The sequence below is a fragment of the Nonomuraea sp. NPDC050310 genome (genome assembly GCF_040655795.1).
In the GTDB taxonomy this organism is placed as follows: domain Bacteria; phylum Actinomycetota; class Actinomycetes; order Streptosporangiales; family Streptosporangiaceae; genus Nonomuraea.
On sequence record NZ_JBFAKP010000022.1, the window covers coordinates 20,958 to 34,097 of the forward strand.

Here is a 13,140-nt window from a genome sequence, read left to right on the forward strand (position 1 = left end):
AGGCGTCGCGGGTCGCATGGTGCTTGTGCGGACGCGGGGGCTTTAGTGTCTCTTGTCTTCAGTTGTCAGAGGCTGATACGAGAAGGGAGCGGCGAAGCGCCGCTCCCTTCTCATACTAGCTATCGGCGCAGGCCGAGCCGCTCGATGAGCGAACGGTAGCGCTCGATGTCCTTGTTCTGCAGGTACTTCAGCAGCCGGCGACGGCGGCCGACCAGCAGCAGCAGACCACGACGGCTGTGGTGGTCGTGCTTGTGGGACTTCAGGTGCTCGGTCAGCTCGCTGATGCGCTTGCTGAGCAGCGCGATCTGCACCTCGGGCGAACCAGTGTCGCTGTCGCCCTTGGCGTACTCAGCGATGATGGTCTTCTTGGCAGTGGTGTCGAGGGACACGACTCTCCTTGAATCAACGGGCACGCGCGATCGATGGCGAACGACCGTGCGTGCCTACAGTCGCCGCGTGTAGGACCTGAGGGCAGCGCTGAGCGCAGCCGTTACAGAGCCGACATGCAAGGTTACCATCCCGGTTCGGGCGGTCGCACATCGTTCACCCGGCGGTGATCCGCCGCGCCTCGTCCACGTCGGCGTTGATCTGCGCGACCAGGGCCTCGATGGAGTCGAACCGGGTGTTGCCGCGCAGCCGGGCGGCGAACTCGACGGCGACGTGCGTGCCGTACAGCTCCAGGTCGTCGCGGTCGAGGGCGTAGGCCTCGACGGTGCGGGGCACGCCCTCGAAGGTCGGGTTGGTGCCGACGGAGATCGCCGCGGGCCAGCGCACCCCGTCGTAGGCGGCGGGCAGGTTGCCGACCGGGATGCAGCGCAGCCAGCCGGCGTAGACGCCGTCGGCGGGGATGGCGGTGTGCGGGGGCGTCTCGACGTTGGCGGTCGGGAAGCCGAGCTGGCGGCCGCGCTGGTAGCCGCGCACGACCACGCCCTCCACCCGGTGCGGCCGGCCGAGCGCGGCGGTCGCGGCCTCGATGTCGCCGGCCACCAGGGCCTCCCGCACCGCGGTGGAGGAGACCTCCGCCACCGCCGGTACGGCTACCGCCGCGAAGTCGTGCTTGTCGCCGAGCGTGCGCAGCACGGCCAGGTCGCCGGCCGCCCCGTGGCCGAAGCGGAAGCCCTCCCCCACCACGACCGCGGCCGCCCGCAGCCGGTCGACCAGCACCGTCTCCACGAACTCCTCGGGCGCGGTGCGCGACAGGTCGAGGGTGAAGGGCAGCACGATCACCTCGTCGACGCCCAGCCCGGCCAGCAGCTCGGCGCGGTGCGCGGGCGTGGTGAGCCGGGCGGGGTGCGAGCCGGGACGCACCACCTCGTCGGGATGCGGCTCGAAGGTCAGCGCCACGCTGCGCAGGCCGCGCTCGCGAGCCAGCTCGACGGCGCGCTCGACCACGGCCCGGTGCCCGCGGTGCACGCCGTCGAAGACGCCGACCGTGACCACCGATCTGCCAGAATCCTGCACGTTCGACCCCATTCACCCTCGGCCGCGGTTCCGTCAGGTCAAGCCTGCCACGCGCTCCCGCATTCCCCGCAATCGAGGGCGGCCGCCCGGGAGTCCGGCATTGTGTAACGTGCGCGGTGTGCAGGATGGTGTGCAGGATGACGTGTCGCGCATGCTCGGCCAGCTGCTGGACGGCGGCGACCCGGCCACGCCGCTGGGCCCGGTGAAGGTGCAGTCCGTGGCCACCGAGGTGGCCGACCGGCTGATGACCGCGGTGGCCGTCGGCGAGTACCTGCCGGGCGAGCGCCTGCCCGGCGAGCGGGAGCTGGCCGTCCTCCTCGGCGTCAGCCGCGCCACCGTGCGCGAGGCGATCGGGCGGCTGCAGGCGGCGGGCATGGTCGAGATCCGGCGCGGCCGCACCGGCGGCGCCTACGTGCGCGCCTCCTGGACCGAGGCCACGGCCTCGGCCGTCCGCCGCACGCTTGTGCCGCGCTGGGCCGAGCTGGAGCAGCTCTTCGACCTGTACGCGCTGGTCGAGGGCATGGTCGCGGCCACCGCGGCGGAGCGGCGCACCGACGCCGACCTCGACGCCATGGCGAGCGCGCTGGAGGCGTACGCGCGTGCTCCCACGCTGCGCGACGAGCAGCGGGCCGACCGGGCCTTTCACGCCGCCGTGGTCGCCGCGACCCAGAACCCGAAGATCCGCGCGCTCAGCCAGGAGGTGCTGACCCGGGTCAGCCTCGGCTTCCCGGTCGAGCCCTACGGCGACGACGACCGCGAGGGCCACGCCCGGGCGCTGGCCGAGCATCGCGAGCTGTACGCCGCCATCGCCGGCCGCGAGCCGGGGCGGGCCCGGGCTCTCGCCGAGCGGCACTTCACGCTGACCTCGGACGTCATGCGGACCATGCTCGAACGGAGCCTCGCTGCAGGTAGCTGATCAGCGTGCGGACCATCGTGCCGGTCGCCCCGGCCGGGCCCAGGTCGGTGGGCCGGTTCAGGTAGGCGGTGGTGGCGAAGTCGAGATGGGCCCACGGGATTCCCGCGGTGAACGGCTCCAGGAACAGGCCGGCGATGATCGCGTCGGCGTGCTCGCCGCCGTCGTTGCGCGCGTCGGCCACGTCCGACCGCAGCTTCCTGGTGTACGGCCGCCACAACGGCAGCTCCCACAGCGGCTCGTCGTTGGCCGCGCCCACCTCGATCAGGCTCCTGACCAGTTCGGGTGAGCTGCCCAGCACGCCGGTGAGCTCCTCGCCCAGCGCGTGCATCACCGAGTAGGTCAGCGTCGCGGCGTCGATCATGACCTCGGGGCGCTTCTCGCTCAGGTAGGCCAGCGCGTCGGCCAGCACCAGGCGGCCCTCGCAGTCGGTGTCGGTCACCTCGGTCGTGCGGCCGTTGCGGTGCCGCAGCACGTCGCCCGGCCGGGTGGCGTGCCCGCCGACCATGTTCTCGGCCGCCGGGATCACCGTGCTCACCGTCACCGGCAGCCCGAGCCGCGCCGCGGCCTGCGTCACCGCGAGCATGGTCGCGCCGCCGGCCATGTCGCTCTTCATGTCGGCCATCGCCTTGAGGCTCTTGATGTCCAGGCCGCCGGAGTCGAAGGTGATGCCCTTGCCGGCCAGGCCGATGTGCCGGTCGCCGCCGCGGTAGGTGACCTCGATCAGGCAGGGCGGGTTCGCGCTGCCCGCGCCGACGCCCAGGATGCCGCCGAAGCCGCCCCGCTCCAGGTCGTCGGTGCCCAGCACGCTGACCTCCAGGCCGGTCGCCTTGGCGCGTTCGGCCAGCAGCATCGGGGTGAGGTCGCCGCCCGGCGTGTTGACCAGGTCGCGCGCGAACAACACGGCGTCGGCGATGATCCCGGCCCGCTGCGCGTCGCCCTCGCCGAACACCACCAGTTCCTTGATCGCGCGCCCGTCCGGCCGGCTCTTGTAGCCGTCGAACAGGTAACCGCCCAGCCGCACCCCCTCGATGACCTCCTCCGCGTACGGCAGGCCGACCGCCACCCGGGCGAAGTCCTTGAGCCGCGGCGCGAGCCGCCCCATCAGCCGGCGCACCTCGTGCTCGTCACCCGGGTCGCCGACCACCAGCAGGGCCCGCGCCTCGAACGGGTCGCCCTCCCGCCGGGGCAGCAGCGCCTCGCCACCGAACCGCACGCTGTCCAGCGCCGCGCCCAGACCGAGTTCGCGGGCGCGCGAGACGGGCAGCACCAGCAGGTCGGCCGGGACTTGGACGGGCTGGAGCGGGGAGAAGGACACGTCCACGAGGCGACTCCTCAGATCAAATGGTCTGCATAGCAAACCATAAAGGCTCAACCGGTAGCATCCGCTGCATGCCTCGTTACGCTTTGCTGATCCTTCCGGCCTTCAACCGGGTCTACGGCGAGAGCGCCATCCGACTGACCCGCAGTGAGCTGGGAGTCTTCGGCGACCGGGCGCTGGAGGCGCCGATCTCCGCCGTCGAGGAGAGCTCGATCGGCGGCGTGCCGTACGTGACCTTCGAGACCGGTGCGGAGCTCGGCGAGCGCGACATCGCGCTGCTGTCGAACCTCTCCTCGGTCTACGCGCTGTTCGGGATGGAGGGGGAGCTGCTGCGGCCCCTGCGGATGGAGCCGCTCGACCGGCTGAGCAGCGACCTGCTCACGATCCAGAAGTACGCCGGGAAGACGAACGAGCACTTCACCAAGCTACTGCTGAACGTGACAGTTCTTGCCTCCGATTTCACTTTTGAAAGGCATTTGTCAGTATTCGACCCGATGTGTGGGCGAGGCACCACGCTGAACCAGGCCCTCATGTACGGCTACGACGCCTACGGCCTGGACGTCGACACCAAGGACTTCGAGGCCTACGGCCTGTTCCTGCGGCGCTGGCTCAAGGACAAGCGGCTCAAGCACACCGCCGAGACCGTGCCGGTCCGGCGCGAGCGCGCGCTGGCCGGCAAGCGGTTCAACGCGAGCTTCGCCCTGTCCAAGGAGGCGCAGAAGGCCGGGGACGTGCAGCACGTCGACGTGGTCAACGCCGACACCCTGCGCTCGCGCGACTTCTTCAAGCCGCGCTCGTTCGACCTGATCGTCACCGACGCCCCGTACGGCGTGCAGCACGGCAGCCGGGGTGGCGGCGGCGGGCTCTCCCGCAGCCCGCTGGAGCTCATCGCCAAGGCCGTGCCCGGATGGGCCGAGCTGCTGCGGCCCGGCGGGGCGATCGGGATCTCCTGGAACACCTACGGCGGCAACCGGGACGAACTGGCCTCGATCCTCGGCGGGCAGGGGCTGCAGGTGCTGGAGCTGCCCGGCTTCGAGCACTGGGTGGATCAGGCGATCGTGCGCGACCTCATGGTCGCCCGCAAGCCCGCCTGATCCGGCCAAGCCCCTCGGGTCAGGGGCTCAGGCGAAGACGGCGAGGGGCTTGGCCAGCCGGCCCTGCTCCTCGACCAGCGCCAGCAGCTCCCCCTCCGGCCCGAACACGCCGATCGGCCCCTTGCCCAGCCCCGCCGACGGGAGCCGGCCGCCGTGCCGTACCACCCGGGCCTCGTCCTCGGTCACGTCCCGGCGCGGGAAGGCGGCCGTGACGGCCTCCCCGATCGGCAGGATGACGCAGTCCTCGGCCAGTTGCTCGATGCCGCGCGCCAGCGACAGGTCGTACGGGCCCACGCGGGTGCGGCGCAGCGCGGTGAGGTGGCCGCCGGTGCCGAGGAACTCGCCCAGGTCGCGTGCGAGCGAGCGGATGTAGGTGCCGCTGGAGCAGCGGATGGTGGCGTGCACGTCCTCGCCGTCGAGCTTGGTGACCTCGAACTCGTGGATGGTCACCGGCCGGGCCTTGAGCTCGACCTCCTCGCCGGCGCGCGCCCGCTTGTAAGCCCGCTCGCCGTCCACCTTGATCGCGCTCACCTGCGGCGGGACCTGCATGATCTCGCCGGTCAGCGTGGCGATCCCGGCGTGGACTCGCTCCTCTGCCACCTCGACCGGCCGCCTCGACAGCACCTCGCCCTCGGCGTCGTCGGTGTTGGTCGTCACGCCGAGCCGGATGACCGCCTCGTACACCTTCTCGGTCAGCGCCAGATGCCCGAGCAGCCTGGTGGCCTTCTCCACGCCGACGACCAGCACGCCGGTCGCCATCGGGTCGAGGGTGCCGGCGTGCCCCACCCGCCTGGTGCCCGCGATGCGCCGCAACTTGCCGACGACGTCGTGCGACGTCCACCCGGCCGGCTTGTCCACCACGATCAGGCCGCTCTCGGTCATCTGCTCTTTCCCAACAGCTCTCGGAATCGGGCCATGGTCTCCTCGACCGGCAGGTGCGAGGTGTAGCCGGCGGCGCGGGCGTGCCCGCCGCCGCCCAGCGCGGTGCAGATCGCGCCGACGTCCACAGCCCCCTTGGACCTGGTCGACACCTGCCACGCGCCCTCGTCGTCCTGCTTCATCACCAGCGCTACCTCGGCCTCCTCGGCCCGGCGCACGACGTCGATGATCCCTTCCACCTCGTCGTACGGCAGGCCGAAGGCCGCCCGGTCGTCGCTGGTGACGTACGTCCACACCAGGTCGTCCTCCAGCGCCACCCGGCCCAGCGCCGCCGCCAGCACCCGCAGGTAGCCGAACGGCGCGCGGTCCCACAGCGTGCGCGCGATCTCCTCCGGGTCGAGCCCGGTCGCCAGCAGCCGCGCGGCCAGCTCGTGCACCGCGGGCGTGGTGGAGGCGTAGCGGAAGGATCCGGTGTCGGTCACCAGGCCGACGTACAGGCAGGTCGCCATCTCCCGGTCGAGCGGCACGCCGAGCCGCCGGATCAGCTCCTCGGCCAGCACCGCGGTCGCGGCGGCGCCGGGGTCGATCAGGCTGTGCGTGCCGAAGCCCGGGTTGGACGGGTGGTGGTCGATCACCACCAGTTCGGTGGCCCGCTCGGCGTTCTCCGCCAGCAGGCCCAGCCGGGCCAGTGTCGAGGAGTCGAACGTGATCATCAGTTCGGGGGTGTGCGGGTAGTCCTGCGGCGGCGACAGCCACTCCAGGTCCGGCAGGAAACGCAGCAACCGGGGCACCGCGAAGTTGCGGTCCCCGAAGGAGCACACGACCTGCTTACCCGTCTGCCGCAGCGCCCTGGCGGCGGCCAGCATCGAGCCGAGCGCGTCGCCGTCGGGCGAGATGTGGCAGGCCAGCGCCACCTCGCCCGCCTCGGCGATCAGCTCCAGCGTCCGCTCCCAGGCGTACTCGGCGATCGCCGGGCCCGGCACGCCGAGCCCGCTGGTGAGATCCGCCCCGGTCACCCCGTCGGCACGGCCGTCACCCCGATGGTCGGGGGTGGCGTCCAGGTGCCCGGGGACAGCCGGGGGACGGCTGCCGGGCGGAGGCACGTCCGAGCCGGCCGCGGGCGTGGGGAACGCCGTGCGGCCGGCCGGGTCACGCGCTTCGCGGGTCACTTCGCAGGGTGTTCCGCTACGTCGTCGGAGTCCTCGTCATCGAAGTCCTCCGTCTCCGGCTTCTTGTACGGGTCCGCCTCGCCGGCGTACTCCGCGCTCTGCGCCTTCAGGGCCACCTCGGCGTCCCTGGCCTTGGCCGCGGCGAACAGCTCCTCCATCGCCCGGGCGTTCTCCGGGATCGGGTCGTGCTTGAACGCGATCGTCGGCGTGTGCCGGACCCCGGTCTGCCGTCCCACCTCGGAGCGGATGATGCCCTTGGCGCTCTCCAGCGCCGCGGCGCTGTCGGCCCGCTCGGCCTCGGAGCCGAAGACGGTGTAGAAAACGGTCGCCTCACGCAGGTCGGCGGTGATCCGCGTGTCGGTCACGGTCACGAAGCCCAGCCGCGGGTCCTTGATCCGGCGCTCCAGCATCTCAGCGACGATCTGCTGGATGCGGTCGGCGAGCTTGCGCGCGCGAGCGGCGTCAACCATGGTCAGTCCCCCTAAAGCTTCAGTCTTCGTCGGTGAAGAGCCGCTGCCTGGCAGACAGCAACTCTATGTCGGGGCGGTAGGCCACCAGGCGCTCGCAGGCCTCCAGGACCTCCACGCAGTTGCCTGCGGAGGCCGAGACGACCGCTACCCCCAGCTCCGCCCTGCGATGCAGGTCGAGGTGACCAGTTTCGGCCACGGCCACGCCGGGGTAGCGCCGCAGCAGCTCTGCGACGATGGGACGCACGACGGACCGTTTCTGCTTCAGCGACCGGACGTCGCCGAGCAGCAGGTCCAGGGTCAGGGCACCTACGTACATGGATAACCACCGCTGTGCTGGTTCGTCGGTGCCCGGCGGGACCGCGGTGGAAAGACCCGTGGCCGGACACACCCACAGAGAACAACAGCCCGCCAGGCCTCCGGCTTCCCGCACCTCGTACGGCGAGCCGCCCTGCTGGCGGGTCAAAAGCAGCCGAAACCCCCGGAAACGAGCCCGGCGAGGCAACCCTCGGAACCCGTTCCGGAAACGAGCCCGGCGAGGCAACCCTCAAGACCCGTTCCGGAGACGAGTCCGGCAGGAGAACCGCCGGGACCCGTCCGACGGACGAGCCCAGCGGGAGAACCCGCCGGGCCCGGCCGGGAACGGGTCCGGCGGTGGATCCCGCCGGACTCGTCCGGGCACCTGCTAGTCGCGCGGCTTCTCCCGCATCTCGAAGGTCTCGATGGTGTCCCCTTCGCGCACGTCGTTGTAGCCGATGCCGATACCGCACTCGAAGCCCTCGCGGACCTCGGTGACGTCGTCCTTCTCCCTGCGGAGCGAACTGACGGTGAGGTTGTCGGACACGACCACACCCTCGCGGATGAGGCGAGCCTTGCTGTTGCGGACGATCTTGCCCGAGCGGACGATCGAACCGGCGATGTTGCCGATCTTCGGCACCTTGAAGACCGCACGGATCTCCGCGGAACCGAGCTGAACCTCTTCGAACTCGGGCTTGAGCATGCCCTTGAGCGCCGCTTCGATTTCCTCGATCGCCTGGTAGATGACCGAGTAGTAGCGGATGTCGACACCCTCGCGCTCGGCCAGGTCGCGCGCACGCGGCTCGGGCCGGACGTTGAAGCCCAGGATGACCGCGTTCTCGTCGGCCATGGCCAGGTTGACGTCGTACTCGGTGATCGCACCGACGGCGCGGTGCAGGACACGGAGCCTGACCTCGTCGCCGACATCGATCTTGAGCAGCGCGTCTTCCAGGGCCTCGACCGAACCGGACACGTCACCCTTGATGATGAGCTTGAGCTCGTCGACGCGGCCCTTCTCGAGGTCGCTGAAGAGCTCCTCGAGGGTGCGACGCCGCGAGGACTTCGCCATGTCCGCGCTGCGCTTGCGCGCGGCCCGCTGCTGGGCGATCTGCCGGGCCATGCGGTCGTCGGTGACGACGATGAAGTTGTCACCGGCGCCCGGGACCGCGGTCAGACCCATGACCAGCACCGGGAAGGACGGCGGAGCCTCTTCGACGTTGTTGCCGTTGTCGTCGAGCAGCGCACGGACGCGGCCGAAGGCCTCGCCACAGACGATCGAGTCGCCGACGCGGAGCGTGCCGCGCTGGACCAGGACGGTCGCCACGGGGCCACGGCCCTTGTCGAGGTGCGCTTCGATCGCGATGCCCTGAGCGTCCATCGTCGGGTTGGCGCGCAGGTCGAGCTCGGCGTCAGCCGTGAGCAGGACCGCCTCCAGGAGGTTCTCGATGTTGAGACCCTCGCGAGCGGAGATGTCGACGAACAGCGTCGAGCCGCCGTACTCCTCGGCCACCAGACCGTACTCGGTGAGCTGGGCGCGGACCTTGTTCGGGTCGGCACCCTCCTTGTCGATCTTGTTGACCGCGACCACGATCGGCACGTCCGCCGCCTGGGCGTGGTTGAGCGCCTCGATGGTCTGCGGCTTCACACCGTCGTCGGCCGCGACCACCAGAATGGCGATGTCGGTGGCCTTGGCACCACGGGCACGCATGGCGGTGAACGCCTCGTGACCCGGGGTGTCGATGAAGGTGATCTTCCGCTCTTCGCCCTCGTGCATCGCCGACACCTGGTAGGCGCCGATGTGCTGGGTGATGCCACCCGCCTCGCGCGCCACCACGTTGGTCTTGCGGATGGCGTCGAGCAGCTTCGTCTTACCGTGGTCGACGTGACCCATGACGGTCACGACCGGCGGACGCGCGGCGAGGTCCTCCTCGTCGCCCTCGTCCTCGCCGAACTCGATGTCGAAGGCCCCGAGCAGCTCGCGGTCCTCCTCCTCCGGGCTGACGACCTGGATGACGTAGTCGAGCTCGGCGCCCAGAAGCTGGAGCGTCTCCTCGTTGACCGCCTGGGTGGCGGTCACCATCTCGCCGAGGTGCAACATGATCTGCACCAGCGAGGCGGGGTTGGCGCCGATGCGGTCGGCGAAGTCGGACAGGGAGGCGCCACGCGGCAGGCGCAGGGTCTGCCCGTTGCCACGCGGAACCTGCACGCCGCCGATCGACGGCGCCGACATGTTGTCGAACTCTTGACGCCGCTGGCGCTTGGACTTGCGACCACGGGTCGGCCGGCCGCCGGGACGCCCGAAGGCGCCTGCCGTACCGCCGCCACGACCACGGCCGCCGGGGCCGGGACGGCCACCGCCGCCACCGAAACCGCCGCCACCGCCGGGAGCGCCACCGGGACGGCCACCGCCGCCACCGGGACGCGCGGCGAAGCCGCCGCCACCGGGACGACCTGCGCCACCGCCGGGACCACCGGGACGGCCACCGCCGCCACCGCCACCCGGACGGCCGCCGGGACCACCGGGACGGCCGCCGCCGCCACCGCCACCGCCGGGACCGGCGGGACGGCCCTGGGGCATCATCATCGGGTTGGGACGCGGACCACCGGGACGGGGACCGCCCGCACCGGCGCCACCGCCGGGACGAGGACCACCGGCGCCGGGGCCGGGACGCGGACCGCCCGCACCAGCGGGACCGCCCGGACGGGCGCCCTGCGGACGCGGCATGCCGCCGTCGCGGGGAGCGCCGCCCTCACGGGGACCGCCGGGACGCGGGCCACGGTCGCCACCGGGGCGAGGACCGCGGTCGTCACCCGGACGCCCGCCGGGACGCGGGCCGCGAGACTGCTGGCCCATGCCGCTGGCGTTGGACGAGAACGGGTTGTTGCCGGGGCGCGGCCCCGGACGCGGGCCGGGCTTCGGCCCGCCACCGGGACGGGGCGCACCTCCACCGGCCGGGGCGCCCGGACGACCGGCAGCGGGGCCGCCGGCGGCGGGGCCACTGTCCGGGCGCGGGGCCGGAGCCGGACGCGGACCGGGCTTGGGCGCCGCGGGACGCGGAGCCTCGAAACGGGTCTGCGGCGCCTCGGGACGCTGGGTCTCGGGACGCGGGGTCTCCGCACGCGGAGCCTCGAACCGCGGCGCCTCGGGGCGCGGAGCGGCGGGCTGCTGCTGCTGCTGGGGGCTCGGCGCCTGCGGGCGCTGAGCCGCGGGGCTCGGCGCAGGGCCGGGCCGCGGACCCGGCTTGGGCGCCGGGCGAGGGGATGACGTCTCACTGACGCCGTTGCCCGCGCGGCCCTCGGCCTGCGCGGGGGTGGACGGACGCGGACCGGACGGCTGTGCGCCGCCCCGGCCGGAGCCGCCCTTCGAGGAGCCCTTCGAGACTCCAAGAGCTTCGGTGAGCCTGCGGACGACCGGCGCCTCGATCGTGGAGGACGCCGAACGGACGAACTCCCCCATCTCCTGGAGCTTGGCCATGACGACCTTGCTCTCGACGCCGAACTCCTTAGCGAGCTCGTATACCCGGACCTTCGCCACTGCACTCCCTTACTCGGCCCGGGAGGCTGGCTGTGCCGTCCAGGCCGTCGTTACGTTGACGTCTTCATCGCCGCGTGCTCATCAGGCGCTCATAGCAATCTGACTCCGCCCCTTAATCCGGCGTCCTACATGACATTTCCTGCTCCTTCTCCAGACGCTCCCGCACCAGCGAAAGGTCCAGCGGTCCCGGCACCCGGAAGGCGCGCGGGAACGCTCGTCTACGCTCGGCGAGCTCGAGACAGCTCAGGGCGGGGTGCAGCGAGGCGCCCCTGCCCGGAAGCCGCCCTTGCAGGTCGGGGGTCACATGATCCCCGTCCAGCACCAGGCGAAGAAGCTCTGACTTGATAGCGCGAACCCTGCATCCCACGCAAGTTCTTACCGGAGATGCGGGTGGCACTACTCGGCCACCATATTCCAGCTTACCGTGTCGACGCATCTACGGAACCGGCGGCATCCTCTGCCTGGGTGTCCGGCCGGATGTCGATGCGCCAGCCGGTCAGCCTCGCCGCCAGGCGGGCGTTCTGGCCCTCCTTGCCGATGGCGAGCGACAACTGGTAGTCGGGCACCGTCACGCGAGCCACGCGGCCCGCGAGATCAAGCACCTCGACGTGGGAAACACGGGCGGGGGACAGGGCATTCCCCACGAACTCCGCCGGGTCGTCCGACCAGTCGATGATGTCGATCTTCTCGCCGTGCAGCTCGGTCATCACGTTGCGCACCCGCGAACCCATCGGCCCGATGCACGCGCCCTTGGCGTTGACGCCCGGCTTTCGTGACCGAACTGCGATCTTCGTGCGGTGCCCGGCCTCGCGCGCGATGGCGGCGATCTCGACGGTCCCGTCGAGGATCTCCGGCACCTCCAGCGCGAAGAGCTTCTTCACCAGACCCGGGTGGGTGCGCGACAGCGTGACCGACGGGCCCTTGTGGCCCTTCTTCACCTGCACGACGAAGGCCTTGACCCGCTCGCCGTGCACGTAGTCCTCGCCAGGCACCTGCTCGTTGGCCGGCAGGATCGCCTCGATCTTGCCGAGGTCGACCAGGACCGTGCGCGGGTCCTTGCCCTGCTGGATCACGCCGGAGACCAGCTCGCCCTCGCGGCTGGCGAACTCGCCGAAGTTGATCTCGTCCTCGGCGTCGCGCAGCTGCTGCAGGATGACCTGCTTGGCGGTCGTGGCCGCGATGCGGCTGAAGTTGCCCGGGGTGTCCTCGTACTCGCGCACGATCTCACCCTCGTCGTCGAGCTCCGCGGCGTAGATCGTCACGTGCCCGGTCTGGCGGTCGAGCTCCGCCCGCGCCTTCTGGGCCGCGCCGTCGGTGCGGAAGTAGGCGATCAGGAGCGCGTCCTCGATCGCCTTGACCACGAGGTCGAAGGAGATGTCCTTCTCCCGCTCGAGGCTGCGCAGGACAGCCATGTCGATGTCCACCAGGCTCCCCCTTAGCCTTCGTCGCCGTCGAAGTCGTCGAGGTCGTCAGCGTCGTCCTCGTCTTCGAACTTGCGGAACTCCACCTGCACCCGTCCACGGGTCAGGTCCGTAAAGTCGTATCTGCGGCCGTCGATGTCGACGCCGCCGTCGTCGGCGCCCATGATGCGCCCCTCCACCACGCCGCCGTCGCGCAGCTCGGCCTTCACCAGCCGCTTGACCGCGCGCCGCCAGTGGCGCGGCTCGGTGAGCGGCCGGTCGACGCCGGGCGAGGAGACTTCGAGCGTGTACGGCTGGCTGCCCATCGAGTCGTCGTCGTCGAGGAACGCGGAGACGGCGTTGCTCACCTCGGCCACGTCGTCCAGCGAGACGCCGCCGTCGCGGTCGACGATCACGCGCAGCACGCGGCGCTTGCCCGCGCTGGCCACCGTCACGTCCTCAAGATCGAGGCCCTCCGCCGCCACGACGGGCTCCAGCACCTTCATCAGGTGGTCGCGGGATGCGGCACTATCCATGTCGACCTCCCCTATTTTTTTCGTCCGATCTGCGGGGCGGACCTCGCCCTGGCAGTTCACACCCTATC

General features: G+C 71.3%; 13 protein-coding genes. 2 read left to right on the forward strand and 11 right to left on the reverse strand.

From position 1 onward, the window contains the following. Positions 1 to 119: 119 nt before the first annotated feature. Both rpsO and AB0I67_RS34885 read right to left on the reverse strand, forming a co-directional pair. The gene (gene rpsO, locus AB0I67_RS34880; protein ID WP_357932638.1) at positions 120 to 389 is read right to left on the reverse strand and encodes a 30S ribosomal protein S15; all 270 of its coding nucleotides are present in this window, start codon (positions 387 to 389) and stop codon (positions 120 to 122) included. Between the two features lie 154 nt (positions 390 to 543). Then, positions 544 to 1,473: a bifunctional riboflavin kinase/FAD synthetase gene (locus AB0I67_RS34885; RefSeq protein ID WP_357932641.1), complete on the reverse strand. Its 930-nt coding sequence runs from the start codon at positions 1,471 to 1,473 to the stop codon at positions 544 to 546. Positions 1,474 to 1,579: 106 nt separating this feature from the next. Between AB0I67_RS34885 and AB0I67_RS34890 the strand changes: the two genes are divergently transcribed. Continuing rightward, positions 1,580 to 2,377 (forward strand): FCD domain-containing protein, encoded by a 798-nt coding sequence (locus tag AB0I67_RS34890; protein ID WP_357932643.1) that lies wholly within the window; start codon positions 1,580 to 1,582, stop codon positions 2,375 to 2,377. On the opposite strand, the gene AB0I67_RS34895 is transcribed toward AB0I67_RS34890, so the two are convergent. Continuing rightward, positions 2,334 to 3,698 carry a leucyl aminopeptidase gene (locus tag AB0I67_RS34895; protein ID WP_357932646.1) on the reverse strand — a complete coding sequence of 455 codons (1,365 nt, stop codon included), beginning with the start codon at positions 3,696 to 3,698 and terminating at the stop codon, positions 2,334 to 2,336. The two genes, AB0I67_RS34890 and AB0I67_RS34895, sit on opposite strands and share 44 nt — an antisense overlap. Before the next feature lie 68 nt (positions 3,699 to 3,766). Here AB0I67_RS34895 and AB0I67_RS34900 point away from each other — a divergent pair, with 68 nt between their 5' ends. Continuing rightward, positions 3,767 to 4,789 (forward strand): SAM-dependent methyltransferase, encoded by a 1,023-nt coding sequence (locus AB0I67_RS34900; RefSeq protein ID WP_357932649.1) that lies wholly within the window; start codon positions 3,767 to 3,769, stop codon positions 4,787 to 4,789. Positions 4,790 to 4,816: 27 nt separating this feature from the next. On the opposite strand, the gene truB is transcribed toward AB0I67_RS34900, so the two are convergent. The 8 genes from truB to rimP form a co-directional block, all read right to left on the reverse strand. After that, a complete protein-coding gene (truB, locus tag AB0I67_RS34905; RefSeq protein WP_357932652.1) occupies positions 4,817 to 5,671 on the reverse strand; it encodes a tRNA pseudouridine(55) synthase TruB in 855 nt (284 codons plus the stop codon). Beyond that, the gene (locus AB0I67_RS34910; protein WP_357932655.1) at positions 5,668 to 6,837 is read right to left on the reverse strand and encodes a bifunctional oligoribonuclease/PAP phosphatase NrnA; all 1,170 of its coding nucleotides are present in this window, start codon (positions 6,835 to 6,837) and stop codon (positions 5,668 to 5,670) included. The genes truB and AB0I67_RS34910 overlap by 4 nt, the downstream gene beginning before the upstream one ends. Next, the gene (gene rbfA / locus AB0I67_RS34915; protein ID WP_357932658.1) at positions 6,834 to 7,307 is read right to left on the reverse strand and encodes a 30S ribosome-binding factor RbfA; all 474 of its coding nucleotides are present in this window, start codon (positions 7,305 to 7,307) and stop codon (positions 6,834 to 6,836) included. Before rbfA ends, AB0I67_RS34910 begins: the two co-directional genes overlap by 4 nt. Before the next feature lie 19 nt (positions 7,308 to 7,326). Then, positions 7,327 to 7,623, reverse strand: coding sequence for a DUF503 domain-containing protein (locus AB0I67_RS34920; protein ID WP_357932661.1), 297 nt, complete (start codon positions 7,621 to 7,623; stop codon positions 7,327 to 7,329). Positions 7,624 to 7,989: 366 nt separating this feature from the next. Beyond that, positions 7,990 to 11,136 (reverse strand): translation initiation factor IF-2, encoded by a 3,147-nt coding sequence (infB, locus tag AB0I67_RS34925; RefSeq protein ID WP_357932664.1) that lies wholly within the window; start codon positions 11,134 to 11,136, stop codon positions 7,990 to 7,992. A 112-nt stretch (positions 11,137 to 11,248) separates the two neighbouring features. Beyond that, entirely contained in the window at positions 11,249 to 11,572 is a 324-nt protein-coding gene (locus tag AB0I67_RS34930) for a YlxR family protein (protein ID WP_357932667.1), read from the reverse strand. Next, positions 11,556 to 12,560 (reverse strand): transcription termination factor NusA, encoded by a 1,005-nt coding sequence (gene nusA / locus AB0I67_RS34935; RefSeq protein ID WP_357932670.1) that lies wholly within the window; start codon positions 12,558 to 12,560, stop codon positions 11,556 to 11,558. Before nusA ends, AB0I67_RS34930 begins: the two co-directional genes overlap by 17 nt. Positions 12,561 to 12,571: 11 nt before the next feature. Continuing rightward, positions 12,572 to 13,072: a ribosome maturation factor RimP gene (gene rimP / locus AB0I67_RS34940; RefSeq protein WP_357932673.1), complete on the reverse strand. Its 501-nt coding sequence runs from the start codon at positions 13,070 to 13,072 to the stop codon at positions 12,572 to 12,574. Positions 13,073 to 13,140: the final 68 nt, after the last annotated feature.

Coding starts and splice junctions, on each gene's coding strand:
- rimP (WP_357932673.1), bottom strand. CDS start 13,072: ATGGATAGTGCCGCATCCCGCGACCACCTGATGAAGGTGCTGGAGCCC.
- truB (WP_357932652.1), bottom strand. CDS start 5,671: ATGACCGAGAGCGGCCTGATCGTGGTGGACAAGCCGGCCGGGTGGACG.
- AB0I67_RS34920 (WP_357932661.1), bottom strand. CDS start 7,623: ATGTACGTAGGTGCCCTGACCCTGGACCTGCTGCTCGGCGACGTCCGG.
- AB0I67_RS34900 (WP_357932649.1), top strand. CDS start 3,767: ATGCCTCGTTACGCTTTGCTGATCCTTCCGGCCTTCAACCGGGTCTAC.
- AB0I67_RS34930 (WP_357932667.1), bottom strand. CDS start 11,572: ATGCGTCGACACGGTAAGCTGGAATATGGTGGCCGAGTAGTGCCACCC.
- AB0I67_RS34885 (WP_357932641.1), bottom strand. CDS start 1,473: ATGGGGTCGAACGTGCAGGATTCTGGCAGATCGGTGGTCACGGTCGGC.
- rbfA (WP_357932658.1), bottom strand. CDS start 7,307: ATGGTTGACGCCGCTCGCGCGCGCAAGCTCGCCGACCGCATCCAGCAG.